Source organism: Georgfuchsia toluolica (assembly GCF_907163265.1).
Classification (GTDB): domain Bacteria; phylum Pseudomonadota; class Gammaproteobacteria; order Burkholderiales; family Rhodocyclaceae; genus Georgfuchsia; species Georgfuchsia toluolica.
In genome coordinates this window covers 2,722,721-2,749,454 of record NZ_CAJQUM010000001.1, presented here as the reverse complement: position 1 = coordinate 2,749,454, position 26,734 = coordinate 2,722,721, and the positions used below count along the sequence as shown (strand labels likewise).

Genomic DNA, 26,734 nt, shown 5'->3' with positions numbered 1-26,734 from the left:
GTTACTTTCCAAACAGGCCTCTCAACTGGCTCTTGAGGTTGTCATGCAATTTCTGCTGCAGTTCCTGCTTCTTTTCCTCGATGCGTTGCTTCGCCGCATCATTGACCAGATTGGCGAGTTCGAGCTTGAACGAAGGCTTCTCGAACGGGCCGCTGACGCGCACCGGCACTGTAACGCCTTTTAATGCATCGAGTTCCTTGCCGCCCTGCCCGGCCGCGGTGCCGACCAGCGCCGCCTTGAGCAGGTAATTCAATTGGCTGTTGCCGATGTCGATATCGCCGCTGCCGCCGAGACGCAGGAAGGGCGATTTTGCCATGAGATCGTCATTATGCGCGACGCCATTGGCGATCCTGAACGATGCGCTCAGCTCGGAAAAGTCGGTCTTGTCGGCGACATTGGCCTGCTGCGTCACGTCGCCGCCACCGAGCTGGGCCTTGGCCGCGCGCAGGGACTGGGCGAGGTTGATGCCCTTGATCGCGCCGTCGCGCAGCATGGCGCGCGCATTGCCGGACAGGGCTTTCTTCATCGCCGCCAGCGTGTCGCCACGCGTGGCGATATCGAGCGCGACATCGCCCCTGCCTTCGATGATGTCCTTGTCCGCGAGATCTTTCAGCAAGGGCTGGATGTTGATGCCGGACAGCGTTTGCTTGAGTCCGATCACGTTCCCGGCGGCATTGATGGAAGCGCTTCCGCTGACATGCCCGCCGTAGAGATCGGCCGCATGCGGCGCGATATTGACGCGGCCCTGCGCTGCCTTGAAACTCACGCGCAGATTGCGCATCTTGATTTTCTTCACTTGCAATTCACCCACGCGCAGGTTGCCATTGGCATTCAGGCCCTTCAGCGCAGACAGGTCGATACGGTCAGCGGCCGGTTTGTTGTCCGCTGAGGGCAGATATTTGTCGACGTTGAGCTTGTCGATGTCGAGTTCGATGCCGATATTCATCGGCGCGGTACCAGCGATGTTGAAGCGCGCATCGACGCGGGATTCGTCGAACTGCGTGGCCAGCTTGCCGCTCACGGCGGGCTTGCCATAGTCGGACTGGATGCGGCCCTTGATCGGCAGCTTGAGCGGCCGGGACGGCAGGCCCGGCATGTCGAGCGCCAATGCGCCGGACAGGTCGGCCAGCAGCAGCGTGCCGGCATCGAGGTCGAGCGCCAGCGGCGACTTGAGCTTGCCCTTGAGCGACTTGTCGCCGATTTGCGCATCGAGGTCGAGGGTTATGCCGCCGATCCTGAGCGCTTGCGGCGGGCCTTCGATATCGCTCACCTCGAGGCTTGCCGCGGCACTGCGCGTCGCACCCTTCAAGGTCGCCTTGAGACCGACTTTCGCCGCGCTGATTTGCTCGCCCTTGCGCGCAAAGTCCGGCACATCGAGCGCGAGATCGAAATTGCCGGCATCGAGTTGGCCGCGCGTGGCCAGCTTGAACGCCTCGACATGCAAACCGTCCTTGTTGATAGCGACGCGGCCTGTCGACAGATCGAGTTTGGCAATCTGCAGCGTCCGGCCGCTCTTCTGGTCGCGCCATTCGATCTGCGCATTGGCAATATTGACGCCCGCCACCTCGAATTCTGGCGGCGGCGTTTTTTCGCCATTGTCTTTTTTGCCACCGAGCAGGTCGTCGATGTTCAAATGGCCCTCGCGGTCGCGTATCAGCACGAGTTTGAGGCCGTCGAGTTCGATGCGCTCGGCGACAATCTGCTTCGATAGCAGCGGCATGACCTTCACAGAGACATGCGCCGCATCGAAAGCCGCAAAACGATCCTTGCCGTTGCGTTCGGAGAGCGCGGCCTTGTCCACTTTCACGCCGAGGCTGGGCCAGAAACTCAGCGCAAGGTCGCCATCGATGGTCAGGATGCGGCCGGTTTTGGCCAGCACCGCCTGCGCCACCTCCTGCTTGATGCGCGCCGCATCGAAAGTGAATGCGACATAAGCCGCCAGCGCAGCGAGCACCAGGACTATGCCCGCGCACGCGATGCCGATGGCCCTGATGATTTTCATCGGGCGGGCATCATAAAAACTGGGCGTCGGCTACGTAAGGATTGGTCGCGCGCTCCTTGCCGAAGGTCGAGTTGGGTCCGTGGCCGGGGATGAACTCGACGTCGTCGCCGAGCGGAAACAGTTTCTCGCGGATCGAACGAATCAGGTCTTCATGATTGCCGCACGGAAAGTCGGTGCGCCCGATGGAGCCGGCGAACAGCACGTCGCCGACCACGGCAAATTTGCCGCGACGATGAAAGTAAATCACATGACCGGGGGTATGACCGGGACAGTGCATCACTTCCAGCGTCTGCTTGCCAAAGCTCACCGTGTCGCCCTGATGCAGCCAGCGGTCGGAAACAAACGGCTGTACCGGCGGGAAACCATAAGCAGCGGCCTGCTGCGGCAGGGCCTGCAACAGGAACAGGTCGTCCTCGTGCGGACCCTCGATTTTCACGCCGAGTCGCCGCGCGAGTTCTCCAGCAGCGGCGGCATGATCGATGTGGCCGTGGGTCAGCAGCACTTTCTCGATGATGAGGCCGGCCTTGCTGGCCACGCCAACAATTTTCTCGATATCGCCGCCGGGGTCGATGACCACGGCGGATTGTGTCTCGTCGCAGACCATGATTGAACAGTTCTGGACAAAAGGCGTAACGGGAACGATGGTGTATTTCATGGTGCTTCAGTATACCGGGGCCGCGCACCGGCAGCCCCGGCCGCGCTGCGGCTATTTTTTCAGTGAATCGCGAATCTCGCGCAGCAGCACGACATCTTCCGGCGTCGGCAGCGGTGCAGGGGCGGGTTCCGCCTTTTTCAAACGGTTGATCTGCTTCACCATCATGAAAATGATGAAAGCGAGGATCAGGAAGTTGACCGCGACGGTGATGAAGCTGCCGTAGGCGAACACCGGAACCCCGGCCTTCTTCAACTCGGCCAGTACCGTGAGGTTGTTGGGGTTCTGTCCCAGCACCACGAAGAGATTGGAAAAGTCGAGCTTGCCGATCATGGCACCGATCAGCGGCATGATCAGGTCGTTTACCACCGAATCGACGATCTTGCCGAAGGCGCCACCAATGATGACGCCGATTGCAAGATCCATGACGTTGCCCTTGACCGCAAATTCCTTGAATTCAGATGCAATGCTCATGAGCTTTTCTCCCTTAATAGTGTGATGCGGGCTTCGATAACAGCAAGGTCGCTGCACAGACGTTTAACGTCGTCTGCAAAGACGCCAGCGGCGGCAGGCTTCACCAGCGTCGGATTTTCCTCGACCAGATATTCGCCGATGTTTTCGGCCAGGTTGCGCGCCGCCTGACGCTGCCAGCGCGTAAAGTCATCAAGCGCGGAGACGATCCGGTGCGCGGCAATGTCGCCGACGACTTTCGACAAGTCTTCCTCAATGTCCCAGCGCAGATGGCGCAGTATCAAGCGCAGCGCATCGGCAAGATCGACCGGGCCGTTGACCTGCACCGCCTGCATCACCGCTTCGCCGCCCTGTAGCGCCAGCAATGGCGTGCCGGCAGGAAGAACGATATCGAGATCGGCGCTCGCCGTGCTGGTCTGCAAACGCCCGTCGCCGTCGATGGCAAACGCGAGCGACAAGGGCGGCATGGCGATGCGCACGTTGCGCCCGGCAAAGGGCTGTAGCTTCCGCCGCGCCCATTCGGCCTGATCGAGGACGTGATTGATCGCGGCCAGCGCGGGGGTTGAAAACAGCGGGGCTGAAAAGAGTGAAGCGGTCATGTTTTTCTCATACGCCTGTGCCGTCTTAGGCGGCATCTTAACAAGTGCCGGCCGGGTTGTGCCAATATGCGCCGCCATGGACTCCCAACCCGATCTTGAGCGTCGCTTCGGCGGCATCGCGCGCCTCTATGGCGCGGAAGGTGCGCGCCGCATCGCTGTCGCGCATGTCTGCGTGATCGGCATCGGCGGCGTCGGTTCATGGGCCGCGGAAACTCTGGCGCGTTCAGGTGTGGGGCGCATCACGCTGATCGACCTCGATCACATTGCCGAGTCGAACATCAACCGCCAGATCCAGGCCGACGACGCCACGCTGGGGCAGGCCAAGGTACTGGCGATGCAGGAGCGCATCGCGCGCATCAATCCGCAATGCATCGTTGCCTGCGTCGAGGAATTCATTGATCCGGAAAACGTCGCGACACTGCTGCCCGCTTGTGCCGCGGTGATCGACGCGATCGATCAGGTACGCGCCAAGGCCGCGCTGGCGGCGCATTGCAGGCGCCACAGGATTCCGCTCATCATGACCGGCGGCGCCGGCGGGCGCATCGATCCGACGCGCGTTTGCATCGACGACCTGGCGCGCACCACGCAGGATGCGCTGGCCTCGAAAGTGCGGGCGCGTCTGCGCGGCGAGTACGGCTTCCCGCGCGACCCGAAAAAGAAATTCGGCATCGAGTGCGTGTATTCGCTGGAACCGATCCGGCGTCCCGTCAACGAGTCGTGCGACATTGATGGTGGCGGCGCGCAGCACGGCACAAGTGGTCAAATCAGCGGTCTGAATTGCGCCGGCTACGGCTCGTCGGCGGCGGTAACCGCAACCTTCGGCATGGCCGCCGCCGCGAGAGTGTTAACTCTGTTGACAAAAGCATAAGGGCGGCGCGGTGGGCATAAAACCGGGCACTGGGTTGGGGTAATTTCGGTATCGCCAACACCCATTGCTCACCTATCGACTCAACAACCTTTTACGGCACTTCTTGCGGCCATGCATTAAACTTGATTCGCCTCACATTCGACGGATTGAAATTGCAGTCATATCAGCCCAGCCTGCCCGTTCAATCGTTCAGTACTACGCACAACCAGAACTGCTCCCACCCCGAGACCACCAATGCAGACCATTACCGTTCAGAACCACAAACTCGAATTTGTCCGCCTGCCTTCCTCCCATCCGCGCAGCGGAGCGCCATCCATGGTTTTCCTGCACGAGGGGTTGGGCTCCGTGGCAATGTGGCAAGACTTTCCGCAGCGTGTGGCCGATGCCACCGGCTGCGAGGCCGTGGTCTATTCGCGGCGCGGTTACGGCCGTTCGGATCCCATCGCAGCGCCGCGCACGACTCGCTACATGCACGACGAGGGGCTCGTCGTGCTGCCGGATTTTCTCGACCAACTCGGCATTGACCACCCGATTCTCTTCGGCCACAGCGACGGCGCTTCCATCGCCTTGATCTGCGCTGGCGGCAGGCAATGCTCATTGTCCGGCCTCATTGTCATGGCGCCCCATGTGCTGGTCGAAGACATTTCGATCCGCAGCATCGCCCAGGCCAAAATCGTCTACCAGACCACCGACCTCGGCCGGCGCCTCGGCCGCTACCATGCCCATGTGGATTCGACCTTCTGGGGCTGGAACGATATCTGGTTGCATCCGGATTTCCTGGCCTGGAATATCGAGGAATACCTGCCACACATCACCGCTCCCATCCTGGCCATCCAGGGCGAGGACGACGAGTACGGCACCATGGAGCAGATTCACCGTATTACCAGCAAATGCAAGGACGTGGATGTCGTCAAATTGGCCGACTGCCGCCATTCACCTCACAAGGACCAACCCGAGGCGGTCATCACCGCCGTCGCCGAATTTGTCGCCCGCATTCTGGGCTGAACACGATCTTCAGCAAAAAGAAAGCCGCCGCTTCTCCCATTACGATCTCGCTGGCATCGTCTTCTACCCACGCTATGTGAAACTGTGTAACGGGGTTGTCGAAGACTGGTACCACGAAGCCCTGGACGTCAATTTCCATGTCCTGCACGAGAAGCTCCGCCAAGCACAGGGGGCGGGCGAGTTGTGCAAAGCAAGCCCTGCGGAACAGAAGGGAAGATGCACCTTGTACCGGGGCGGTATACTCTGCGCCCATGTTACGTCCTGTCATTCTGATTACCGGCGCCGCGCGCCGGGTCGGCGCCGAGATTGCCCGCACGCTGCATGCGGCGGGCGCCAAGGTCGCGCTGCATTACCGCAATTCGCGTGACGAGGTCGAGCAGCTTGCGCAGGCGCTGAATGAGGCATGGCCCAATACCGCCATCGCCCTTGCCGCCGAGCTCGGCGATGGCGCCGCCGCGCCGGCACTGGTCGCTGGCGTGTTGCAGCATTTCGGCAGGCTCGATGGCCTGGTGAACAACGCCTCCGGTTTCTTCTCCACGCCTCTCGGCAGCATCGATGAAGCGGCATGGCAGGAACTGACCGGCAGCAACCTCAAGGGGCCGCTGTTTCTGGCACAGGCGGCCGCACCCCATCTGGCGCAACACAATGGCGCCATTGTGAACATCACCGACATCCACACCGAGCGGCCTTTGAAAGGTTATGCCGTATATCTATCCGCCAAGGCGGGCCTGGCTGGACTGACCCGCGCCCTGGCCATCGAACTGGCGCCGCAGGTACGCGTCAATGCCGTGGCGCCGGGAGCGATCATCTGGCCTGAAGACGGCAGTTTCAACGCCGCGGAGCGCGCCGCCATCGTCGCGCATACGCCCTTGCAGCGCACGGGAACGCCGGAAGACATCGCGCGCACGGTAAAATTCCTGCTCTTCGATGCGCCATTCATCACTGGCCAGGTCATCAACGTCGATGGCGGGCGCAGCATTCGTATTTAAGCCAGAACCATGACACTCACCGCCCACCAACAAGACAAGGAACGCTACGAGGCCAACAAGCTGGCCAAGCGGCTGCGCCGCTGCGTCGGTCAAGCCATCGGCGATTTCAACATGATCGAGGCGGGCGACAGGGTCATGGTCTGCCTGTCGGGCGGCAAGGATTCATTCGGCATGCTCGACCTGTTGCTTTACCTGCGCGATCACGCGCCGATCCAGTTCGACATCGTTGCCGTCAATCTCGACCAGAAGCAGCCCGGCTTCCCGGCCGAGGTGCTGCCGGCCTATCTCAAGGGCCTCAATATTCCCTTTCACATCGAAGAACAGGATACCTATTCCATTGTCAAGCGGTTGATCCCGGAAGGCAAGACCACCTGTTCGCTGTGTTCGCGGCTGCGGCGCGGCGTGCTGTATCGCGTCGCGGGCGAACTCGGCGCGACAAAGATCGCACTCGGCCATCACCGCAGCGACATCATCGAAACCTTCTTCCTCAACCTGTTCTTCGGCGGCAAGCTCAAGGCCATGCCTCCCAAGCTGGTGTCGGATGACGGCCGGCATGTGGTGATCCGCCCGTTGGCCTATTGCTTCGAAGACGATCTCGGCGCCTGGGCCGAGCTGCAGCAGTTCCCGATCATTCCCTGCGATCTCTGCGGCAGCCAGGAAAACCTGCAGCGCAAGCAGGTCAAACAGATGCTACAGGACTGGGACAAGCGTTTCCCCGGCCGCAGCAAGACGCTGTTCAATGCGCTATCGCGCATCACGCCGTCACACCTGATGGACCCGGCGCTGTTCGATTTCAGGAACCTTGTCGCCAACGGCGTGCCCGATCCTGATGGCGACCGCGCCTTCGATCCGGAGTCGCTCGCCTCGCCCGACGTGATTCCGCTGCTGCCGGAAGAGGACTAAGCGTTGCGCTGGCTGATTACGCCAGACGGGAACCCGTCGACCTCCACCGCCCGGGGTTACCTCCTCCTCCCCAACTCCAGGCGGAGGTTCCCTGTGCGGCGACCGGCCGGACGCAGCGGCAGCCCCGCCGCTTCCTTTTGACAACGCACGATTTCGGTCGCCTCGGCTCGTCGGCCTATGTTGGGCGCTGCCCAGAAAAACCGCATGGAAGATCTCGGCGTGTCTTGCGCGCGACCGCCCGATTGACCGATTTTGTCAAATCTTTCGTACGTCGCGCATCAGAACTCGCGGATAGTCGTGTGAGCTTCGCCCCGATATGCTGAGTCTTGCTGGAGTGTGGGCACTTTGCGCAATTTTGCGGCAGGACAAATCTTGGAGATTGACGACATGACCCGTATCCGACCGATGACGACGATAATGTGCAGCATGGTGGCGAGTGGCATCTTCTTGCTTGCCTCAATTCAGAGTCAGGCTGCGGAAGAGGATATTCACTCATCGCCTCCCGCGAGCTTCAAGAAAGTCAGTACTCTGGTCAAGCTACCCGAGTATCTTCCGGGAATGGGCACGTTATATGTCGATCCCAAGACGCTCCCGGTCGGGCCGTTCCTAGGTTATGACAAAGCCGGTCGACTCGTAAATGTGATCTACATGGTGCCGCTCAAGCAGATGGAAGACCATAAGGCATTCACCAATCTGGGTAGCGTTGCCTCTGGGCTGAGAATCAACCATACGGATATCGAGTTCAATCCCGGTCATCCAGGAGTCGAAGAGCCCCACTACCACGTCACCGAATGGCTGATAAGCCATGCAGAGCATGAGGAACGCATGAAATAGCATGCGCCGGATGCTCTCGTCGATCATGCAAAGGGGTCTTTCTTGTTGACGCTGGCACGCTCGCTGGTTCCCGGACTTGTTGCCGCGTCGCTGCTGCCGGTTGTGGTTGCCGCCAAGGACCTGGCGCGAGTGTTTGAAGTGCGTATGCAGATGTCGAAAGACGGTACCCGTGCCTATTTTGATCCGCTAGGACTTCACATCCAACCCGGTGACACGATACGCTGGGTCCAGATCAGCGGCTATCATTCGACGACAGCCTACCATCCCGAGAACGGAAACCACGAGCTGCGAATCCCTGAGAATGCAAAGCCCTGGGATTCGGACGTTCTCGTGGCTGTAAGTCCGGCGAAAGGCTCGAGCTTTCAGCGCGTGTTTCGGCAGGAAGGCGTTTACGACTATTTTTGCAGGCCGCATGAAGCCGCGGGCATGGTCGGGCGCATTGTTGTCGGAAGCCCGGGAAGCGGCCCGGGGACACGTCCTTTCGATTATGCCCCGCAGAGAAAATGGAATTCGGTGCCAGTCGTTGCACAAAAGCAATTGCCGTCCGTCGAAGAAATCATGAGGAAGAGCGTTATCCACCCGTTTCTCGACGAGCAGATCAACTAGCAGTCCGTTGGACGGAATCCAGCCGCCATGCACTATTGAAGAACGTAAAAATGACTGACAACCCGATTTCCGTTCGTGGTGAGTCTGTCGAACCATGGACAGACGCTCGGAGTGTGCCTTTCACCCTTCGACAGGCTCAGGGCGAACGGCATGAAATATCTGTCACTCACTTATACGAACCTCAATAATAGCTGGCCTACCTTGACGGAGTTCAGTACTGCCGTAATTTTGGAGTCAGCCGCGAAAGCTCGATGCGTGAGCGGGAATTCGGACAAAGAGAGATAGCCATGGATATCGGTGATCCCGATCCGGTCGAAACCCAGGAGTGGCTGGACTCCATCCAGTCGGTGCTGGAACATGAAGGGGCGGCGCGGGCCCGTTATCTAATCGAGCGCCTGAGCGAAACGATGCATCGATCCGGCGTCGATGTGCCGATGCGTCGAAACACGCCGTATGTGAACACTATTCCAGCTGATCAGCAGGAGCGATCGCCAGGCAATCCGGACCTCGAGCAGCGTATTCGCTCATACGTTCGTTGGAATGCGCTTGCCATGGTCGTTCACGCCAACCGGCACAGCTCCGAGTTGGGCGGACACATCGCGAGCTTCGCTTCGTCGGCAACGCTTTACGGTGTCGGCGGCGATCATTTCTTTCACGCGCCTTCGGAGCACCACGGCGGCGATCTCGTCTACTACCAGGGCCACTCGGCGCCGGGGTTCTATGCGCGTGCGTTCCTGGAAGGAAACATCTCCGAAGCGCAATTGCGCATGTTTCGCCGCGAAGTGGGCGGCGGCGGATTGTCTTCCTATCCTCATCCGTGGCTCATGCCGGATTTCTGGCAGTTTTCGACGGTATCGATGGGGCTGGGCGCGATCCAGGCAATCTACCAGGCGCGCTTTATGAAGTATTTGCAACGCCGCGGAATCGCCAATACGGAAGCCCGGAAAGTATGGACTTTTCTGGGTGACGGCGAGATGGACGAGCCGGAATCGCTGGGTGCCATCTCGCTCGCTTCGCGCGATTCGCTCGACAACCTGATCTTCGTCATCAACTGCAACTTGCAGCGGCTCGACGGTCCCGTCCGTGGCAACGGAAAAATCATCCAGGAGCTGGAAGCGGTATTTCGTGGCGCCGGCTGGAACGTGATCAAGGTGATCTGGGGCGGTTACTGGGACCCGTTGCTCGCCAAGGACTCCCATGGGTTGCTGTTGAAGCGGATGGAAGAGGCGGTTGACGGCGACTACCAGAACTACAAGGCGAAAGACGGCGCATACGTACGTCAACATTTCTTTGGCAAATATCCAGAGCTGCTGGATATGGTTGCCGACATGAGCGACGAAGACATCTGGCGGCTCAACCGCGGCGGACACGATCCGCACAAGGTCTATGCCGCGTATGCGGCCGCGGTGAAGCATACGGGTCAGCCCACGGTGATACTCGCGAAAACAGTCAAGGGTTATGGCATGGGACGCTCCGGACAGGCGCAGAACATCGCGCATCAGCAAAAGAAGATGGCGGAGCCGGCGCTGAAAGCGTTTCGCGATCGGTTCAAGATTCCGATTCCCGACGAAAAGATCGAGGAGGTGCCGTTCTACAAGCCATCGGATGACAGCCCCGAAATGCGCTACCTCATGGAACGGGTGAAGGCGCGCGGCGGCTTTCTGCCAACGCGGCGACGCCAGGGGCCAGCGCTCGACGTGCCCGATTTGAGCGCGTTCGAGTTGCTGCTCAGGGGCACCGAAGATCGCGAGATGTCCACCACGATGGCGTACGTGCGCATTCTCGCGGCACTACTGCGGGATAAACACATCGGCAAGCTCGTCGTTCCAATCGTGCCCGATGAAGCACGCACCTTCGGCATGGAAGGGTTGTTTCGCCAGGTCGGGATCTACTCGTCCGTCGGCCAGCACTACGAGCCGCAGGACGCGAGTCAGTTGACCTACTATCGCGAGGACGAACAGGGGCAGATACTGCAGGAAGGCATCTCGGAGGCGGGCGCATTCTGCTCGTGGATTGCGGCGGCAACTGCGTATAGCACGCATGGCACGAGCATGATTCCGTTCTTCAGCTACTACTCGATGTTCGGCTTTCACCGCTTCGGCGACCTTGCGTGGGCCGCCGCAGACATGTGCTGCCGCGGGTTTCTGATGGGCGGCACCGCCGGCGCGACGACGCTTGCCGGCGAAGGCTTGCAGCATCAGGATGGGCACAGCCACCTTATGGCTGCCACGATTCCGACTTGTGTGTCGTACGATCCGGCGTTTGCCTACGAGCTTGCAGTGATCGTTCACGACGGCCTGCGCCGAATGTACCGCGAGCAGGAGAATGTGTTTTATTACATCACGATGATGAACGAGAACTATCGCCATCCCCCGCTGCCTGCCGGAAGCGAGGAAGGCATCATCAAAGGGATGTACCTGTTCTCGCAGGGACAGGGTAAGGGGGCGGCCGAGGAGAAGCGCGTGCAATTGCTCGGCAGCGGAACCATCCTGCGTGAAGTCATCGCTGCAGGTGCGCTGTTGGAGGCGGACTTCGGTGTTGTTGCCGATGTCTGGAGCGTCACGAGCTTTACCGAGCTGCGCCGCGAGGGACTGGAATGCGAGCGCTGGAACATGCTGCATCCGGGCAGTGAAGCACGCATGAGCTATGTCGAGCGCTGCCTCCGGGATCGTGCCGGGCCGGTGATCGCTGCCGCAGATTACATGAAGGCCTACGCTGACCAGATCCGGGCGTTCGTACCGCGCCGCTACAAGGTCCTCGGCACCGACGGCTTCGGACGATCGGATACGCGCAGAGAGCTACGCAGATTCTTCGAGGTGGATCGGCATCACATCGTCGTGGCCGCGCTGACGGCTTTGGTCGAGGACAAGCAAGTGTCCGGTGTGACCGTAACCGAGGCGATCCGGAAGTACGAGATCGATCCCGAAACGCCTGATCCGGCGCGCTCCTGATCTGATCGGGGTCTGCATAAGATGCCGTCTGTCGAGAGGCGGCGCGAGGAACAAGAAGGTATGCCATGCGCGCAATCCGATCTGCTCGCATGGCTTCCTGCGAGATCGTCGTGTCTCGATCACGACCGGCGAATTGTCCGATTTTGTCAAATTCTTCGTACGTCACGCATCAGGATTCACGGACAGTCGCCTGAACTTCGCAGCGCTATGCTGAGACTTGTTCGAGCGTGATCCCATTTGGGCGTGACCAACATATGGCGTTTTGGTTTTGAAGGTGCCGACACGGTGCCATGAAATGAAAATCGGAAAGGAACACAACATGTCGATAGAATTACCTGAGCTTCTGTACCCCTACGACGCTCTTGAACCACTGATCTCCAGCACGACACTGAAAACCCACCATGGCAAGCACCATCGGGGATATGTCGACAAGGTGAGCGCACTTGTCCGCAACACACCCGTAGCCGATAGCTCACTGGAGAAAATAGTGCAGTGGCCCATCCGGCACGCGGCCACTGACAAGGCAGCCGTTGCGGTATTCAACAACGCCGCACAGGCCTGGAATCATTCTTTCTATTGGAATTCGCTCCGGCCTCGTGACCAGACGGATTCTGGTCCCCGGGGGAAGCTTGCTGCTCTGATCGCATCCCGATTTGGAGGCTACGGCGGCTTTACCGAGGCATTCAAAGCGGCAGCAACGAGCCACTTCGGCAGCGGCTGGGCGTGGCTGGTCATCAATCGAGGAGCCCTGGAAATCGTGACGACGTCGAACGCCGACACGCCGCTCGCGCAGGACCTCGTGCCGCTGCTCGTCATCGATGTCTGGGAACACGCCTACTACCTCGACTACCAGGAGCGCCGTGCAGCCTACGTCGCGGGTATCGTCGACTACCTGCTCAACTGGGATTTTGCCGAGCGCAATTTCGATCGCTTGAATAACCGATTCGGCGCGGCGAGCCCCACGTTGACCGTGGCGTAGTCGGAGTTCCTTTGGCATCAAACCTACTTTCTCGTTAGCGCACCTTTACCCGATAGGAGATCAAGATGGCACGCATTGTAAAACGCACTCACACTGAACCCTACATGCTCGTTATCAACGGCGAGGAAAAGTATCTCTGCCGTTGCGGGCTATCGAAGAACCAGCCGTTCTGCGACGGATCGCACAAGCTCACCACGAGCGAGGAAGGCGGCAAGCTTTACTGGTACGACGATGCGGGGCAACGCCACGAGGTTGCTGGCGACTTTCCGGGAATTCGTACTTTCTGAGCAGTGGAGAGCCTCGTCATGGCAGTCCACGAAACAAGATTGTTGCGACGCGAGACGGTGGCGGAAGGCACGACTGCATTTTACTTTTCCAAACCCTCCGGGTTCGAACACCAGGCCGGACAGTCGCTTTTGCTGACGCTCATCAATCCTCCGGAGACCGATGACGAGGGTAATAGCCGGCCCTTTACCGTCGCCAGCGCGCCTCACGAACCAGAATTGATGATTGCTACGCGCATGCGCGATACTGCTTTCAAGCGGGTTTTGAACACCGCGCCGATCGGAACAACAGTCAGCATAGACGGCCCCAATGGCGAGATGGTACTCCATGACGACGCGACCCGTCCTGCTGTGTTTCTGGCGGGCGGCATCGGCATCACACCGTTCCTCGCGATGGCTCGGCACGCGGCAACCGGGCGGCTGCCACATCGCCTCTATCTCTTTTACTCCAACCGGAGGCCAGAGGACGCGGCGTTTCTCGGAGAGCTCGAAGATATGGAACGGATCAACCCGCGCTATCGGTTGATCGCGCTCATGGCAGAACCGGAAAAATCGACGCGGGGTTGGTCAGGAGAGATCGGCTTCATCCGACGCGAAATACTGGAACGGTATCTCGATAACATCACGAGTCCGATGTATTACTTCGCCGGCCCGCCGCCAATGACGATGGCGATGCAGAAGATGCTGCAGCAAATTGGCATCGCCGAGCAGGCCATGCGGTACGAGGAGTTCTATGGCTACTGAACCTTACAGATCACCGCCTTGCGACGCGCATGAGCTTGCGTCGGACTACAACCGAGGTTCGCGAACGATGACGGTGGAATAACTCGTCGGATTGCTCAACATGTTGCTGGAAGCAGAGCGCGCGGGAGCCAAGGTGCTTGCCGCCTTCTTGAATGACTACGAGCGCGACACGCCGGCGTGGAGGCAGCTCGCCGCCGTGCAGCGTGACGAGGCGAGGAACTGCGCAACCCTGATGGATCTGATCCAGCGTATGAACGGCACTAGGAGTAATGCAACAGGTAGTTTTATGGGCAAGGCACTCGCAGTGGAAGGCAGAATTCCGCGGCTGCAATTCCTCAACCGCGGGCAGCAGTGGGTCGCGCGCAAGATAGGCGAAGCTCTGCCGTACGTGGAACAGGGTTTCGTGCGTGACGCGCTTTTTGCCATGCAGGAGTCACACTTGCTCAATATTAAAACGTGCGATACGCTGGCGGAAACGCCGACCGCGTAGGGTACGGGAGTTCGGGTGAACTCGATTCTTTCGAACATCATCGATACGGAGGCCAACCGGCGAGCAACGCCCGGGGCAGACTTCGCGAAGTGGCCGCGGCCCGGTGGCATTGCGCACGTGATTCTCTTTTTGTGCGGCGACAATGCCAGAGTCATTCAGGGGGAGAGCTTCCCGGTCTATGGGGACAGCTGAAACGTCACCCGCGTGGCGCGCCGAGCACATAGCCGAGCATGCAGAAGTAGAGCATTCCCCGCATCGGCGCGAAGCGCGCAGCGAACCGCACTGCAGCGGGCGGGTCCATGACGCGCCCGAGAATCCGGCCGAGCGTGTGCGCGGCACCGATGTCTCCGGAGGGAAAGACGTCGATCCGACCGAGTCCGCGAAGCAGCACATAGTCGGCGGTCCACGGCCCGACACCCGGTAGTTCGAGCAGTCGTGCTCTCGCTTGTGCGTCCGGCAGCGTGTTCAATTCGTCCTCGAAGCGTTCGAGCGGCAGGCGTGCGAGATCGCGCAGCTGGGCGGCGCGGCGGGCCGAGAGCCCGGTGTTGCGGAGCGCCGGGAGCGGCGCTCGAGCGACGAGATCGGCCCGAGGTGCACCGAAGCGAGCACCATCCGGCGTGCGGGGGCCGAAGCGCTCGGCCAAGTGTCCCATGCGTGTCATGCCGGCAGCGAGCGAGAGCTGCTGGCAATAGATGCCGTTTGCCAGCGCCTCGAACAGCGTCGGAAAACGCTGGGGCCTCAGCCCGGCGCAGCGGAGAGCCAACTCGGCGAAACCGCGCTCGCGCCGCACGCGGCGCCAGAATGGCGCGAGATCGAGATCGAGCGAGAACAACCGTGTGACGAACGCTTCGACGGCGCGCCGGTCTCGCGCACCAGCCGGAGCCGCGTCGAAGACGATCTTCGCTCCGTGCTGGCGTCCCCGCAGGAGCGTCGGTCCTTGCGAAAGTACGACTGCGCGCGTCCACGTTCCGTCCTCATCCACGCGATCGACCAGATTTCGGGTCGAGCGGCGCAGCACGCGAGCGGTCAGCGCGAAATCCAGCGGGGGCAATGGCCGCAAAGCGATGTGCATGCGTCACATGAAGGGCATCAAGTCTTTCCGGTTGTAGATCAATAGAATGATCACCCGTTCGTGATGGGTACGTAAGGGGGCATGATGGGTTTATTCCGTCCAATCGCCTCCTTCCTCCATCCCCGTCAAGATTATCGACGTCCCAATCGGTCCGGTATCAGAAAGGTTTGATTGTTCTTGTAGGCAATATTTGATGCGAGGTGGCCTCGCGTTACAAGAGGCGGTGAGGCTGTAGGATAGCCGCTCAACGACGCAGAAATGCATCTGTTGTCCAGGCATGGCGTGCGTTTCAAGGTTAAGCCAAGAAGGAGATCAGATCATGAACAATCCGATTTATCCGGCCGCGACACGTGAGATGGCTCAGAAGCGCAAACAACTGGCTCCTGAAATTCTTGAAGCCTTCAAGGCGTTCAGTGATCGGGTATTAGCGGAGGGCGCGCTGCCGCAAAAGACCAAGGAGCTCATCGCCGTGGCGGTTGCCCACGTTACGCAATGTCCCTATTGCATACGCGGACATACCGAGTTTGCGCGAAAGCGCGGTGCGACCGAGCAGGAACTCATGGAAGCAATATGGGTGGCGGCGGAGATGCGAGCGGGTGCCGCGTATGCACACTCGGCACTCGCCCTCGACACGATGAATGAACTGGAGAAGCGGAGTGGAACGGACAAAGAATGAGCATTTCTCCGCGATCTGGAAATCGCGCCAAGCCAACGTAGCGGGCTGAAATCCAATTGCGCGAAGACCGGGATGAGCTCACCGATTTGTATGAGAATGCGCCGTGCGGCTATCACTCGTGCGACGCTGAAGGCGTGGTGATCCGCATGAACGAGACCGAGCTCGGATGGCTGGGCTATTCCCGTGCCGAGATTGTGGGTAAGGTTCGCCTGTCGGCTCTGATTTCCGAGCGATATCGGTCCGAGTACGAATCGGCCTTTGCGAAGCTGACGCTATCGGGAACGCCCATCGACATTGATTCCGAACTGAACGGAAGAAATCGCACTGCGTTGCCTGTGCATGTGAGCGCAGTGGCTGTAATCGATGGAAGAGGCAGGTTTGTCAAGAGCAGAGCGAGTGTCTTCGATATAACGAACCGAAAACAGGCGGAGCAAGAGGCACGGCATTATGCATCGCAGCTACAGGCACTGTCACGCCGGCTGGTTGAAGTGCAGGACCATGAGCGCCGCTGGCTCGCAGGCCAGCTGCACGATCGCGTCTGCCAGCGCCTGGCCGCGTTGGACCTCCACCTGAATACGGTCAGGTGCACGCTGTCGCTGCAATCAAGCGAAGGCGTTAGTACACGCATAGAAGATTGCCTGTGCCTGGTAAAGGAGGCAGTCGAAAACACCTTCGACCTGGTGGGCGAGCTGCGGCCGGCGGTACTCGATGATTATGGCCTCGGTGTCGCGCTGAAGTGGTTCGCCGAGCAGTTCACCCGGCGAACCGGTATTGTTGCGATGGTGAAAGGCAATGATCTGGTGCCCCGGTTGGGGCAGGCGGTGGAGACGGCGCTGTTCCGCATCGTGCAGGAGGCCTGCACCAATATCGCCAAATACGCGAAGACTCGTGCAGCAACGATCACGGTGCAAAGCGAAGCTGAATGGATTCGCGTCGAGATCGCAGATAATGGTTGTGGCTTCGACCCCATTGCCGCAGTCCGGCAGGACCATCATAACGGTTGCGGGCTGCTTATAATGCGGCAACGGGCCGAGGTTGCGGACGGACGTTTGCTTATCCAATCCGCGGTGGGCGGTGGCACTCGAATCACTGTCGAAATCAGGAGATAGGCCATGGCGATTCAGGTTCTGCTGGTGGACGATCACGCCGTGGTGCGTGATGGATTACGCTTCCTGCTCGAAGCTCAGGGGGACATCAGCATCGTCGGCAACGCCGCGAATGGACGGGATGCGGTGCGCAAGGTAAAGGAACTGAAGCCGGACGTTGTCATCATGGATATCGCGATGCCCGAGTTGAACGGCATCGAGGCAACTTACAAGATTCATGAAGCTTCGCCCGCCACCCGCGTCCTCATTCTTACCATGTACGCTACCACCGAGCACGTACGCCAAGCGCTTCGAGTGGGAGCGCAAGGCTATCTGCTCAAGAAATCGGCTGGAGCGGAAGTCGCCGATGCAGTCCGTCAACTCCATTCCGGCGGCAGTTATTTGAGTTCCGAGATCGCGGGTACCGTGATCACTGACTATATCGCCGATTCGCATGCGACGAGCCCTCTCGAAACGTTGACGCATCGTGAGCGGCAGATCCTGCAGTTGATTGCAGAGGGCAAGTCGAGCGCGCAGGCTGCGAGTTCGTTGTTTCTTTCGCGCAAGAGCGTGGATACCTATCGCTGTCGCCTGATGCAGAAGCTCGGCATACACGATATGCACGGACTGATGAAATTCGCCCTCCAGCACGGCCTCACTTCATTGGATTGAGCCGGGAACTGGACTCGAAAAAAAGCCGCGCGCCGGCGGCTGCGGGAAACGTCACCCGTTCAGCGTCTCATGCCTCCGGATGGCCGGGCATCCCCCCGCGACGACGTGCCGCCTTGCCGTGTGATGCTCGTAGCGAGGGAGCACGCTATACTCCTTCGCGCCGCACCGAGGAGGCGGCTAATGGGTGCTCACGCGAGGTTTACATGGATGCGGCAAAGTCGTTGTCGAAGCGTCTGCTGGCGCAGCCCGTACCGCGCGTAGGCGCCGTGGCCGTCGTCGTTTCCCTGCTTGCTGCCTACCTGGACTGGACTACGTGGCTCGAGCTCAACATCCCCGTCATCTATGGCCTGCCGCTCGTCCTCAGCCTGGCCACACGCAACCGGCGCCTGCTGTGGGGCATGACGGCTTTCCTGCTGATTACGACGTTCGTCGTCTATTCGCTGCAAATCGCGCCTGGCCGGTTTTCGCCGGTCGAGCCGTTTTTCATCGACCGATTGCTCGCTGCAGCGGCAGTGTTGGTAATCGCATGGCTGCTTCATCACAGGATGGCGGTGCTCGACACAATGGAAGCGCAGCGACGGATGCTGAGCCTGCAGAACCAGGAGATCGATCGGCGGCGTCGCGAAGCCGAAGAAGCAAGCGAGCGCAAGAGTCGCCTGCTCGCGTCCGCTTCCCATGACATCGGCGCGCCCCTCTATGCCATCACTCTCATGGCTGAGGTGATCCGCCAGGCTGCGGGGAACCCGTCGTTGGCGACACAGATTCCTGAACTCGCGGAGCGCGTGAAGACCAACGCGGCCTCTTTGGAACACCTGATTTCCGACCTGCTCGATGTTGCCCGCCTTGATTCAGGCTGTATCGAAGTGCGGGAAAGCGCCTTCTCGCTCAATGATCTGCTGGTCGAACAGTGCAGTAACCTGCTGCCGCTGGCTCAAGCGAAGAACCTGCGACTGGAAGTGGACACGCCTGAACGGCCGATCAATTTGCAGACCGATCGGGTGAAGTTGGCCCGCGTCGTCACAAACCTGCTCGCCAACGCGATCAAATTCACTCAGAACGGCGGCGTTGTGGTGAGCGCGGGCGTGATGATGCCGGAGCAGGTGCTGATTCGTGTCCGCGATACCGGTGTCGGCATTGCAGCGGAGCATCTCGATCATATCTTCGACGAGTTTGCGCGACTGCAAAATGCGCAGGGCGATCACAGCGAAGGATGGGGGCTCGGCCTGCCCATCTGCCGCCGTCTGATCGAGGCGCTGGGCGGCACAATTACGGTCGAGAGCAAGCCGGGGCAGGGAAGCATCTTCATCGCGTGCCTGCCATCGCGCTGCCTTTTGGGCGGCTCAGGAACAGTTGCATCGCGAGGTGGCGCGCATCCTGAGGCACCAGGGCGATCACGCTGATAAAAGCAGCGGGTGCGGCGATGCCCTTGCCTTGCGGCCAGGCCGCCAATCGCCGGGCGCCGCGATCAAAGTGATCCCATTCCGCGAGTGCTCGCGCTTCCCACCACCCGGACTTGGGAATACACACGGCCTGTCCATGGTGCGGGACGGTCGCGTCCCGGGAGTTGGCGCCGTCAGGTTTTTTCGGTGCTCGGGTGGATGCGTTTCACGAGATGCAGCGTATTGCGATCGGTATGGTGCATTTCGCGACCGGTCGCAGCGAGCTTCAGGACGAGGTCGGATGTGTAGCTGAACGTGCCGTCGTCATTGACGGTAAACGTGCACTCGAAGGCTATGGCCCTTGCGCGCTCGATGAGGTATTTGTTCTGGGAGAGACCGTAGGACGCCGATCCTGGCTCCGACTTGAACTTGAATGACTTGTCGCGCGGACCCGCATCACCGCCTGCGAGAATGGCAAGCCCGCGCGGCACCGCGAAACAGCGTATGACCTGTTTGTTGGCCTTGTCCCAGAGGAGATAACCGACTTCGTCGTGGAACGGGTCCATGGCTTCCTCGCCATGGCGCCAAGCCGTCATCTCGTAATTCAGCCCCTCCATCGTCTGCAGGCCGTTTTCGACAATCGGTATGGGCCGGAACCACGCACGCTCGAAGTACCCGGTTTGCGTCGTTTCGTCGTCCTTGTTGTGATAGGAAAGATCGACGCCAACGTCACCCTCCCACTCGCCGACCAGTGGGGTCAATGGCCCTAGCTTCCGAGGGCCCATTATCTCTGCCATCGTCACACCTCCGCTGAGTTTCCTTGCTTCGTCGCTCATTGATGCTTCCTCCAGTTCAAGTTGAACAAGGTTCATGCGGCTTCGATCGCGACGCGCTAATCGACGCCTTGCCATGGATCGACGGCCGGCCAGCATGCAGCACCCGTTTACGGGGGAAAGCCGCCACGGTTGCCGCGGTGCGCGACTCGATTGGCTCGGGCTTCACGTCAGATCTTCGCAACGGAGACTCTGGGCCACCGCACACTTGCGGTGTCGCGTCCGGCTTTTGCCGGAGCGGCCGCAAGCCCCAAGGGATGGATGGGCCACGAGGTATTGTGCAGATCGAAGCGCGGTGTCGGTCCTGCGATGTCATGCTGTGCGGCCACGTAGGCTTCGACGGTGCCCACGTCGCGCCAATAGCTGCGCTCCTCGTGCGGCTGCAGGCCGGGAACCTTGTTCGCACCGAAGTTGTACGCACACACCCGATGCGTGCTTATCAAGTGCGGCAATACATGCAGGCCGAAATCGTGCTCGCCGCGTTGAGCGGCTTCGGCGAGCGCCTGGCGCAGCACCTCGGGCCGAAAAAGGTAATTGCCCATCGACGCGTATGCAAGATCGGGATCATCCGGCAACGATTGGGGCGCCTGCGGCTTTTCATCAAAGCCGTGGATGCAGCCTTGCTGGTCAGCTGAAATGACGCCGAATCGGGACGCGCACTCGATGGGAACCGGAATGGCTGCTACGGTTGCGTCTGCATTACGCTCACGATGAAAATCGATCATCTGCCGCACGTCCATGCGATAAATGTGATCGGCGGCAAATACGGCAACGATGTCGGGCTGCAGCCGGTCCACCAGATGCAGGTTCTGTCGGACCGAATCGGCCGTGCCCTTGTATGGCGAGAGCCCGCTGGCTCCCGAAGCAAGCAGGGGCTGCACGAAATTGGCTGCGCGCGCTGGGGTTCGCATCCATGCATGCGCGATGTGCCGCAGCAGCGGCTCGGGGCAATATTGCGCGAGCACGTAGATCGAGCGCACCTTCGAGTTGTAGAGATTACTCAAGGCGAAATCGATCAGACGATACGCACCGCTGACGGGCAGCGCGGGCTTTGGGTAATGAACGGTGAGCGGGCGCAGGCGTCTGCCTTCTCCGCCGGCCATGACGAATGCAACGACTCGTGGCGAAATCATGTGTCCTCCGCTTGCCAGAGGCCAGATCGTTCAGCGATCCGGCCGATATGTGTCGAGAATATTGACCTTGACGGCGGCTGAATATCTGCAGGGTTTGAGGCGGAGTGTAGGCATTTGCCGATACGTGGTGACCTGTTGAACATTCGGCAAATGTTCGACGCTCGAGCACCTCATCCCCGGCCCTTCTCCAGCGTTCGTCTCTGGGAAAAGGGAGGTGTCTTCCGCAAATGGTCCCTCAACTATTGGCCGAATTGCCACGATGGCAAGACCCCACGCGTCGGTTTCGGTAGAGGTAACCTCTAGCTAAGTTAGCGAGTCTGGCATAACTAAAGGTCTATCCGCCAAACTCGCGGCGGTGCAGTCAGCTTCGACCACGCCTCAGCCAGTGCGTCATCATTTCGAGCGTTGTGTTGCCGGGTTCATCAGTGCTCAAGTTGGGCGATCTGGCAACGGGTGCGGGTGGACCCTTTGCTTCAAGCACGGGGTGTATCTGAGGGCGATGTTGATGCAGATCACGCCCCCCGAAATCGTGGTGGTGCATCGGGACATTGCGGCGCAGCCGATAGCGCGTACCGCATTACGGGCACGTTATCTCCTTCTCGTTGACCGCGTCTAAGAAAATCCGCGGACGCAAAGCCCACAATGGCATGGACGGGAGAGGGCAGACCGCCGGAAGATCAGCAGTCAAAAGCTCGATGATGTTCGCCTTGGGTACACTCGCATTCAGGATGCTGTCGGGGAAAGAAGTAACGAAAGGATTATCCATGGCAATTACGACCTCGACTTCGCGCGAGCCGGACATAGCGAGCGTGCAGATCGACTGCCTCTTCGATAGCGTCGTCCCCGATGGTCGATACCCTGCCGTGGCTATGTCACCTGAATCTCTGGCGTGTCCGCCGTCATGCTTCCGATCACGGCCGCCGCGTCGAAGCCCTCCGCGCGCAACAGGTCCAGCACCTTGTCGGCACTCCCGGGTGCGCAGGCCACCAGCAAGCCGCCGCTGGTCTGTGGGTCGGTGAGCAGGTTTCTTTGCCAATCGGCGCATCCCGTTGGCAAAAGCAGTTGCTCGCCATAGGCCGCCCAGTTGCGCGCCGAGGCGCCGGTGGCGATGCCAGCGCGAGCATGCTGCACGGCTTCCGCAATCAGGGGCAGGCTGTCAAAGTTGATACGCGCGCCAATGCCAGAGCCACGGCAGATTTCAAGCAGATGACCGGCGAGGCCGAAACCGGTGACATCGGTCACCGCATGAACGTCGGCCATTTCCGCCAGGGCAATCCCCGGCGTGTTCAGCAGCGTGGTCCATTTCAGCATTTTGTCATAGCCCGCCGTGGAGAGCCGGCCCTTCTTCAATGCCGCCGAAAGCATGCCGATACCCAGCGGCTTGCCGAGGATCAGCGTGTCACCTGCCTGGGCCGCGCTGTTGCGTTTGACCCGCGCCGGATGCACCACGCCGATGCCGACCAGACCGTAGATCGGCTCCAGCACATCGATGCTGTGCCCGCCGGCGATGGGGATGCCCGCCGCGGCGCATACCGCCTCGCCTCCAGCCAGAATGCGACGGATGACATCCTCCGGCAGCTTGCCCAATGGCATGCCGACGATGGCCAGCGCGAACAGGGGCTTGCCGCCCATGGCATACACGTCGGACAGCGCGTTGGTGGCGGCGATGCGGCCGAAGTCGTAGGGATCGTCCACGATCGGCGTGAAGAAATCCGTGGTGGCGACAATGGCCTGCTCGTCGTTGAGGCGATACACCGCCGCGTCGTCGCTGGTCTCGGAGCCCACCAGCAGATCGGGCGGCAGCCCGCGCAGAGGCGTCTCTGCCAGCAGGCGGGAGAGCACGGCCGGCGCGATCTTGCAGCCGCAGCCGCCGCCGTGGCTGAATTCGGTCAGGCGTATCCGGACAAAGGCAGGTACATTGGACTCGGGAATCTTGTCATTCATGGTGCATGAGATAAAGCAGAATTAGTTGAGCATTTCGCGGCGGGGAATCGTCGATTCGCTCTAAGATACTGCCTCCCCAACGCCCGGATATTGCCTTGATGAAGGCCCCCGATCATACCCTCGCCACCGCCGCCCAGCTGGCCGAGTTTGACACCATCATCGACGTGCGCTCGCCCGCCGAATACGCCGAGGACCACATCCCGGGCGCCATCAGCTGCCCGGTGCTGGACAATGAGGAACGCAGCCGCGTCGGCACGCTGTACAAGCAGGAGTCGCCCTTCGCAGCGCGCAAGGTAGGCGCGGCGCTGGTGGCGCGCAATATCGCCCGCCACATCGAGGAGCAATTCAGCCATCAGCCGAAATCCTGGCGGCCGCTGGTCTACTGCTGGCGCGGCGGCCAGCGCAGCGGCGCCTTCACCCATGTGCTGCGCGAAATCGGCTGGCCGGCGCGACGGCTGGAAGGCGGCTACAAATCCTGGCGGCATCAGGTGCTGGAAAATCTGGCTCGCTTGCCCGCCACGCTGCGTTTTTGCGTCATCTCCGGCCCGACCGGCAGCGGCAAGAGCCGGCTGCTCGAAGCCATGGCCCGGCAGGGCGCGCAAGTGCTGCATCTGGAGGAACTGGCGGCGCACAAGGGCTCGGTTCTCGGCGATCTGCCCGACGCACCGCAGCCTTCGCAAAAGAAGTTCGAGACCGGCATTCATCAAGCCCTCACCGGGTTTGATGCCAGCCGGCCGGTATTCATCGAAGCCGAAAGCCGCCGCATCGGCCGGCTGCAACTGCCGCCCGCGATCTTCGATGCCATTGGCAAGGGCCGCCGGCTGCGCATCGAGGCCAGCGTCCCGGCGCGGGTCGATTTCCTGCTCGCCGACTACGCCTACCTGTGCGATGCCGGGCTGCTGCATGATCTGCTCGACCGCCTCATGGAAATGCAGGGACGCGAGGTCATCGCGCGCTGGCAGGGTCTGGCCCGCGCCAACGATTTCCGCACGCTGGTAACCGAACTACTGACTTGTCATTACGACCGGCTCTATGAGCGCTCCCTGCACCGGCAGTTCCCCGTCCTCGCGGAAGTACCGGTGTTTCAGGCGTACGATCTGTCCACCGCAGGCATTGAAACACTGGCGGCGGAGATCATCGCCCGCAACTGAATGCCCTAGCGCAGCGTTGCAATCCGGACGGAGCACTCAATAAATATTTGTCATTCCCGCGCCGGCGGGAATCCAGCGTCTTTACTGCAAAGTCACTGGGTCCCCGCCTGCGCGGGGACGACAAAATCCTGGTTTATAAGCCACTCTTTGTGTACAAACCGCGCTAGCGCCGGGTAGCCGCCAATTCTCCGTCCACCAGCGCCTTCAACTGTTCCCAGCCGAATTCCGGCAATGGCTTGCCATTCACGAAATACTCTGGCGTCATGGTCACATTGAGGCTGCGCGCATCCTCAAGATCCTGCGCAATAATCTGGCCGATCTCGGGCGCCATCATGTCGGTCTGCAGCTGCGCCATATTGAGGCCGAGGCGTTCCATGTGTTTCCAGGCCTGCTCCGGCTGCGCCACGTGATTGACCACCCAGTCGGCCTGCGTCGCAAACAGTTCCTCCAGCACCGGCCAGAGCTGGCCCTGCTTGCGCGCCGCTTCCAGCATGGCCACCACCTTGTCGGAGCCGGGATGGAAGGGCGCGTAACGCAGCACCAGACGAATCCGGTCCGGGTTCGCCGCCATCATTTCCTTGACCCGCGGATAGAAATCGGCGCAGGTGCCGCAGGCAGGATCGAAGAACTCGACAATGACCACCGGCGCATCGGCCTTGCCGTGAGTCGGCGAATGCATGCGCATCAGCGCGGAACTGTTGACCACAGCGTGCGCCGCGGCCTGCTCGTTTTTCTGCGCGGTAAAGACCAGCGCAGCAATGATGAAAGCCAGCAGCAAAACGGCAGCGGCAACGATGAACAGCGTCTTTTGCTTCATTTGGAACTCCGAAAATGCGTCGCGGCCAGCAACGCCAGAATGGTTGAAAAAGCCAGCACCGAAAGCAGAGGAATCGTCACGAAGCCGAACCACTTGATCACGGTCACTGAGCACGGTACACCCTGCGTGCAGGGCTTGATGCTCTCGGGAATCACCCCCGCCACCAGCAGCATGTGAAACACGGCGAATAGCAAGCCGAGAACAGCCAGCGGCGTGGCATAGCGAATCACCTTGCGGTCGAAGGGAAACAGCCCGAACGGCAGGATCAGCGCCAGCGGGAACATGAAAATGCGCTGATACCAGCACATGACGCAGGTGGGTACCTTCATGACTTCGCCGAAGAACAGCGCGCCCAGCATCGCGCTGGCGGCAATCAGCCAGGCGCTGAAAATCAAGGTCCAGCCGGCAGCCTCATTTCTCTTGGGGGTGATGGACAGATCTTGTTTGTCGGTCAATGCATTCTCCAGACAGCGGTATATCGAACCGGGCGCACATGAATTCGAGACGTTTCACTTTGCAACATAAGGCTCACGAAAACTCGCAGATGTAATTAATCGGATTCATCGTGCAATGCTTTTCAATCATGCCTTGCAGATCAAACATCCTCGGCTCTTTTCTAAAATCGAAAAGCCGATACAGGTGAAATTCTTCAGAATATCTTTGCGCGAATTTAACTTCGCCGCGACTGACATAAAACGGCGTTTCCTTGCCGAAGGCCGTGGTCTTAACTTCAATAAATCTTTCACGCCCAGAAGCCTCAAAAGAAAGGATGTCGAATCCAAGCCCGTCGCCTTTTGTTTTTGCGACGTGCTCCACTTTGTCGGCCAATGCCTTGTGACCAAGGCTCCGCAGCCGGAAGTGTTCAAAGTTCATAACAAACTCTTCTCCGACTGTACCAAGCGAAGCATTTCTCGCTTCACGTTCAAGATAGTCGCATTTATGCGAGCTCGGTGCTACATATTCATTTTGGTGTGCTTCACGTGCCGAGAATGCCACTTTTGGAGCATCAACCAATAGCGCAGAAAAATCTTCCACTAGAGGCACGGCAGCAGGAATCAATACCGCCGTCAGAGCAGCAGCATCGAGTAATTTATCTTGTGCGATACGAGATTCGATCACTTCGCGCAAGAGCGATTGATAGTTGCCGAGGGGCTTATAGCCGGAAATGTAGGGGCAGCCCAACGCAATCAAAATTGCGCTGATATTTTGATGTTTACGTTCTACCGCACCCTCTGATCGACCATCCAGCTTTGCAAGTAGAGACTTTCTATGGGCCGTCTTGTTGTAGCTTTGCCCTGACAACTCAAGTGTCAGCATGTGAAAGTAATCTGCAACTGTGGCTTCAACCTCTATCCTGCTCCACGCCATGTCAGCGATTACCTCGATCAGAACTCTGCTCCATTGCAGGCATCAGAAAATACACTCTCTGAAATCCTGAAGCACTTCTCCAGCGCCACCGGCATTGAGCAGTTCGTTGAGCATGTTGATGGCCGAATCATATTCGCGTTCATTGCGGATGCGGGCCAGCGGCGATGCTTCGCACAGTGCCCTGCAATGTCTTTCGAGTTTAATGATGTCGCCAGTATCCATCATGA

29 protein-coding genes are annotated in these 26,734 nt (G+C 59.9%); 17 read left to right on the top strand and 12 right to left on the bottom strand.

Annotation, left to right across the window (positions count from 1 at the left end):
- Position 1: 1 nt before the first annotated feature.
- Genes K5E80_RS13045 through K5E80_RS13030 form a run of 4 tightly spaced genes read right to left on the bottom strand, consistent with a single transcriptional unit; the run spans position 2 to position 3,724 of the window.
- Positions 2–2,002, bottom strand: coding sequence for an AsmA family protein (locus tag K5E80_RS13045; protein ID WP_220636568.1), 2,001 nt, complete (start codon positions 2,000–2,002; stop codon positions 2–4).
- A 10-nt stretch (positions 2,003–2,012) separates the two neighbouring features.
- Positions 2,013–2,657 (bottom strand): MBL fold metallo-hydrolase, encoded by a 645-nt coding sequence (locus K5E80_RS13040; RefSeq protein ID WP_220636567.1) that lies wholly within the window; start codon positions 2,655–2,657, stop codon positions 2,013–2,015.
- Between the two features lie 51 nt (positions 2,658–2,708).
- Positions 2,709–3,128: a large conductance mechanosensitive channel protein MscL gene (mscL, locus tag K5E80_RS13035; RefSeq protein WP_220636566.1), complete on the bottom strand. Its 420-nt coding sequence runs from the start codon at positions 3,126–3,128 to the stop codon at positions 2,709–2,711.
- On the bottom strand, positions 3,125–3,724 hold the full coding sequence (locus tag K5E80_RS13030) for a ubiquinone biosynthesis accessory factor UbiJ (protein ID WP_220636565.1): 600 nt from the start codon (positions 3,722–3,724) through the stop codon (positions 3,125–3,127). Before K5E80_RS13030 ends, mscL begins: the two co-directional genes overlap by 4 nt.
- A 76-nt stretch (positions 3,725–3,800) precedes the next feature.
- Between K5E80_RS13030 and K5E80_RS13025 the strand changes: the two genes are divergently transcribed.
- From K5E80_RS13025 to K5E80_RS12970, 12 genes are all read left to right on the top strand, one after another.
- The gene (locus tag K5E80_RS13025) at positions 3,801–4,592 is read left to right on the top strand and encodes a tRNA threonylcarbamoyladenosine dehydratase (protein WP_220636564.1); all 792 of its coding nucleotides are present in this window, start codon (positions 3,801–3,803) and stop codon (positions 4,590–4,592) included.
- Between the two features lie 234 nt (positions 4,593–4,826).
- A complete protein-coding gene (locus K5E80_RS13020; RefSeq protein WP_220636563.1) occupies positions 4,827–5,597 on the top strand; it encodes an alpha/beta fold hydrolase in 771 nt (256 codons plus the stop codon).
- A 251-nt stretch (positions 5,598–5,848) separates the two neighbouring features.
- Complete coding sequence (locus K5E80_RS13015) at positions 5,849–6,586, top strand: pteridine reductase (RefSeq protein ID WP_220636562.1); 738 nt, start codon at positions 5,849–5,851, stop codon at positions 6,584–6,586.
- Between the two features lie 9 nt (positions 6,587–6,595).
- Positions 6,596–7,489: a tRNA 2-thiocytidine(32) synthetase TtcA gene (gene ttcA / locus K5E80_RS13010; protein WP_220636561.1), complete on the top strand. Its 894-nt coding sequence runs from the start codon at positions 6,596–6,598 to the stop codon at positions 7,487–7,489.
- Between the two features lie 372 nt (positions 7,490–7,861).
- On the top strand, positions 7,862–8,323 hold the full coding sequence (locus K5E80_RS13005) for a hypothetical protein (RefSeq protein ID WP_220636560.1): 462 nt from the start codon (positions 7,862–7,864) through the stop codon (positions 8,321–8,323).
- A gap of 42 nt (positions 8,324–8,365) precedes the next feature.
- On the top strand, positions 8,366–8,929 hold the full coding sequence (locus K5E80_RS13000; protein WP_220636559.1) for a plastocyanin/azurin family copper-binding protein: 564 nt from the start codon (positions 8,366–8,368) through the stop codon (positions 8,927–8,929).
- A gap of 287 nt (positions 8,930–9,216) precedes the next feature.
- Positions 9,217–11,880 (top strand): pyruvate dehydrogenase (acetyl-transferring), homodimeric type, encoded by a 2,664-nt coding sequence (gene aceE / locus K5E80_RS12995; RefSeq protein WP_220636558.1) that lies wholly within the window; start codon positions 9,217–9,219, stop codon positions 11,878–11,880.
- Between the two features lie 295 nt (positions 11,881–12,175).
- Positions 12,176–12,859 carry a superoxide dismutase gene (locus K5E80_RS12990; RefSeq protein ID WP_246590982.1) on the top strand — a complete coding sequence of 228 codons (684 nt, stop codon included), beginning with the start codon at positions 12,176–12,178 and terminating at the stop codon, positions 12,857–12,859.
- 65 nt (positions 12,860–12,924) lie between these two features.
- On the top strand, positions 12,925–13,146 hold the full coding sequence (locus K5E80_RS12985; protein ID WP_220636557.1) for a CDGSH iron-sulfur domain-containing protein: 222 nt from the start codon (positions 12,925–12,927) through the stop codon (positions 13,144–13,146).
- A gap of 18 nt (positions 13,147–13,164) precedes the next feature.
- Entirely contained in the window at positions 13,165–13,887 is a 723-nt protein-coding gene (locus K5E80_RS12980; protein ID WP_220636556.1) for a ferredoxin--NADP reductase, read from the top strand.
- Between the two features lie 100 nt (positions 13,888–13,987).
- Positions 13,988–14,377 (top strand): DUF6306 domain-containing protein, encoded by a 390-nt coding sequence (locus tag K5E80_RS12975; RefSeq protein ID WP_220636555.1) that lies wholly within the window; start codon positions 13,988–13,990, stop codon positions 14,375–14,377.
- 15 nt (positions 14,378–14,392) lie between these two features.
- Positions 14,393–14,569, top strand: coding sequence for a hypothetical protein (locus tag K5E80_RS12970; protein ID WP_220636554.1), 177 nt, complete (start codon positions 14,393–14,395; stop codon positions 14,567–14,569).
- 4 nt (positions 14,570–14,573) lie between these two features.
- On the opposite strand, the gene K5E80_RS12965 is transcribed toward K5E80_RS12970, so the two are convergent.
- A complete protein-coding gene (locus tag K5E80_RS12965; protein WP_220636553.1) occupies positions 14,574–15,449 on the bottom strand; it encodes a DNA-3-methyladenine glycosylase family protein in 876 nt (291 codons plus the stop codon).
- Between the two features lie 319 nt (positions 15,450–15,768).
- Between K5E80_RS12965 and K5E80_RS12960 the strand changes: the two genes are divergently transcribed.
- The 4 genes from K5E80_RS12960 to K5E80_RS12945 all read left to right on the top strand — a co-directional run bounded on the left by K5E80_RS12960 (position 15,769) and on the right by K5E80_RS12945 (position 19,282).
- Positions 15,769–16,125 (top strand): carboxymuconolactone decarboxylase family protein, encoded by a 357-nt coding sequence (locus tag K5E80_RS12960; RefSeq protein ID WP_220636552.1) that lies wholly within the window; start codon positions 15,769–15,771, stop codon positions 16,123–16,125.
- 56 nt (positions 16,126–16,181) lie between these two features.
- A complete protein-coding gene (locus K5E80_RS12955) occupies positions 16,182–17,234 on the top strand; it encodes a PAS domain-containing sensor histidine kinase (protein WP_220636551.1) in 1,053 nt (350 codons plus the stop codon).
- 3 nt (positions 17,235–17,237) lie between these two features.
- Complete coding sequence (locus K5E80_RS12950; RefSeq protein ID WP_220636550.1) at positions 17,238–17,882, top strand: response regulator; 645 nt, start codon at positions 17,238–17,240, stop codon at positions 17,880–17,882.
- A gap of 203 nt (positions 17,883–18,085) precedes the next feature.
- Positions 18,086–19,282, top strand: a complete 1,197-nt coding sequence (locus tag K5E80_RS12945) for a sensor histidine kinase (RefSeq protein WP_220636549.1) — start codon at positions 18,086–18,088, stop codon at positions 19,280–19,282.
- A 173-nt stretch (positions 19,283–19,455) separates the two neighbouring features.
- Here the strand turns inward: K5E80_RS12945 and K5E80_RS12940 are convergent, their stop codons facing one another.
- The 3 genes from K5E80_RS12940 to selD all read right to left on the bottom strand — a co-directional run bounded on the left by K5E80_RS12940 (position 19,456) and on the right by selD (position 23,171).
- The gene (locus K5E80_RS12940; RefSeq protein WP_220636548.1) at positions 19,456–20,097 is read right to left on the bottom strand and encodes a heme-binding beta-barrel domain-containing protein; all 642 of its coding nucleotides are present in this window, start codon (positions 20,095–20,097) and stop codon (positions 19,456–19,458) included.
- Positions 20,098–20,264: 167 nt separating this feature from the next.
- The gene (locus K5E80_RS12935; RefSeq protein ID WP_220636547.1) at positions 20,265–21,197 is read right to left on the bottom strand and encodes a sugar phosphate nucleotidyltransferase; all 933 of its coding nucleotides are present in this window, start codon (positions 21,195–21,197) and stop codon (positions 20,265–20,267) included.
- Between the two features lie 897 nt (positions 21,198–22,094).
- Complete coding sequence (gene selD / locus K5E80_RS12930) at positions 22,095–23,171, bottom strand: selenide, water dikinase SelD (RefSeq protein ID WP_220636546.1); 1,077 nt, start codon at positions 23,169–23,171, stop codon at positions 22,095–22,097.
- A gap of 98 nt (positions 23,172–23,269) precedes the next feature.
- Between selD and mnmH the strand changes: the two genes are divergently transcribed.
- Positions 23,270–24,322 carry a tRNA 2-selenouridine(34) synthase MnmH gene (mnmH, locus tag K5E80_RS12925; protein WP_220636545.1) on the top strand — a complete coding sequence of 351 codons (1,053 nt, stop codon included), beginning with the start codon at positions 23,270–23,272 and terminating at the stop codon, positions 24,320–24,322.
- Between the two features lie 163 nt (positions 24,323–24,485).
- On the opposite strand, the gene K5E80_RS12920 is transcribed toward mnmH, so the two are convergent.
- The 4 genes from K5E80_RS12920 to K5E80_RS12905 all read right to left on the bottom strand — a co-directional run bounded on the left by K5E80_RS12920 (position 24,486) and on the right by K5E80_RS12905 (position 26,732).
- Complete coding sequence (locus tag K5E80_RS12920; RefSeq protein ID WP_220636544.1) at positions 24,486–25,139, bottom strand: DsbA family protein; 654 nt, start codon at positions 25,137–25,139, stop codon at positions 24,486–24,488.
- Entirely contained in the window at positions 25,136–25,594 is a 459-nt protein-coding gene (locus K5E80_RS12915; RefSeq protein WP_220636543.1) for a disulfide bond formation protein B, read from the bottom strand. Before K5E80_RS12915 ends, K5E80_RS12920 begins: the two co-directional genes overlap by 4 nt.
- Positions 25,595–25,667: 73 nt before the next feature.
- Positions 25,668–26,456: a protein NO VEIN domain-containing protein gene (locus K5E80_RS12910; RefSeq protein ID WP_220636542.1), complete on the bottom strand. Its 789-nt coding sequence runs from the start codon at positions 26,454–26,456 to the stop codon at positions 25,668–25,670.
- Between the two features lie 93 nt (positions 26,457–26,549).
- Positions 26,550–26,732: a hypothetical protein gene (locus K5E80_RS12905; protein ID WP_220636541.1), complete on the bottom strand. Its 183-nt coding sequence runs from the start codon at positions 26,730–26,732 to the stop codon at positions 26,550–26,552.
- Positions 26,733–26,734 lie beyond the last annotated feature (2 nt).

Coding starts and splice junctions, on each gene's coding strand:
- K5E80_RS13045 (WP_220636568.1), bottom strand. CDS start 2,002: ATGAAAATCATCAGGGCCATCGGCATCGCGTGCGCGGGCATAGTCCTG.
- K5E80_RS13040 (WP_220636567.1), bottom strand. CDS start 2,657: ATGAAATACACCATCGTTCCCGTTACGCCTTTTGTCCAGAACTGTTCA.
- mscL (WP_220636566.1), bottom strand. CDS start 3,128: ATGAGCATTGCATCTGAATTCAAGGAATTTGCGGTCAAGGGCAACGTC.
- K5E80_RS13030 (WP_220636565.1), bottom strand. CDS start 3,724: ATGACCGCTTCACTCTTTTCAGCCCCGCTGTTTTCAACCCCCGCGCTG.
- K5E80_RS13025 (WP_220636564.1), top strand. CDS start 3,801: ATGGACTCCCAACCCGATCTTGAGCGTCGCTTCGGCGGCATCGCGCGC.
- K5E80_RS13020 (WP_220636563.1), top strand. CDS start 4,827: ATGCAGACCATTACCGTTCAGAACCACAAACTCGAATTTGTCCGCCTG.
- K5E80_RS13015 (WP_220636562.1), top strand. CDS start 5,849: ATGTTACGTCCTGTCATTCTGATTACCGGCGCCGCGCGCCGGGTCGGC.
- ttcA (WP_220636561.1), top strand. CDS start 6,596: ATGACACTCACCGCCCACCAACAAGACAAGGAACGCTACGAGGCCAAC.
- aceE (WP_220636558.1), top strand. CDS start 9,217: ATGGATATCGGTGATCCCGATCCGGTCGAAACCCAGGAGTGGCTGGAC.
- K5E80_RS12990 (WP_246590982.1), top strand. CDS start 12,176: ATGAAAATCGGAAAGGAACACAACATGTCGATAGAATTACCTGAGCTT.
- K5E80_RS12985 (WP_220636557.1), top strand. CDS start 12,925: ATGGCACGCATTGTAAAACGCACTCACACTGAACCCTACATGCTCGTT.
- K5E80_RS12980 (WP_220636556.1), top strand. CDS start 13,165: ATGGCAGTCCACGAAACAAGATTGTTGCGACGCGAGACGGTGGCGGAA.
- K5E80_RS12975 (WP_220636555.1), top strand. CDS start 13,988: ATGTTGCTGGAAGCAGAGCGCGCGGGAGCCAAGGTGCTTGCCGCCTTC.
- K5E80_RS12965 (WP_220636553.1), bottom strand. CDS start 15,449: ATGCACATCGCTTTGCGGCCATTGCCCCCGCTGGATTTCGCGCTGACC.
- K5E80_RS12960 (WP_220636552.1), top strand. CDS start 15,769: ATGAACAATCCGATTTATCCGGCCGCGACACGTGAGATGGCTCAGAAG.
- K5E80_RS12950 (WP_220636550.1), top strand. CDS start 17,238: ATGGCGATTCAGGTTCTGCTGGTGGACGATCACGCCGTGGTGCGTGAT.
- K5E80_RS12945 (WP_220636549.1), top strand. CDS start 18,086: ATGGATGCGGCAAAGTCGTTGTCGAAGCGTCTGCTGGCGCAGCCCGTA.
- K5E80_RS12940 (WP_220636548.1), bottom strand. CDS start 20,097: ATGAGCGACGAAGCAAGGAAACTCAGCGGAGGTGTGACGATGGCAGAG.
- K5E80_RS12935 (WP_220636547.1), bottom strand. CDS start 21,197: ATGGCCGGCGGAGAAGGCAGACGCCTGCGCCCGCTCACCGTTCATTAC.
- selD (WP_220636546.1), bottom strand. CDS start 23,171: ATGAATGACAAGATTCCCGAGTCCAATGTACCTGCCTTTGTCCGGATA.
- mnmH (WP_220636545.1), top strand. CDS start 23,270: ATGAAGGCCCCCGATCATACCCTCGCCACCGCCGCCCAGCTGGCCGAG.
- K5E80_RS12920 (WP_220636544.1), bottom strand. CDS start 25,139: ATGAAGCAAAAGACGCTGTTCATCGTTGCCGCTGCCGTTTTGCTGCTG.
- K5E80_RS12910 (WP_220636542.1), bottom strand. CDS start 26,456: ATGCTGACACTTGAGTTGTCAGGGCAAAGCTACAACAAGACGGCCCAT.
- K5E80_RS12905 (WP_220636541.1), bottom strand. CDS start 26,732: ATGATGGATACTGGCGACATCATTAAACTCGAAAGACATTGCAGGGCA.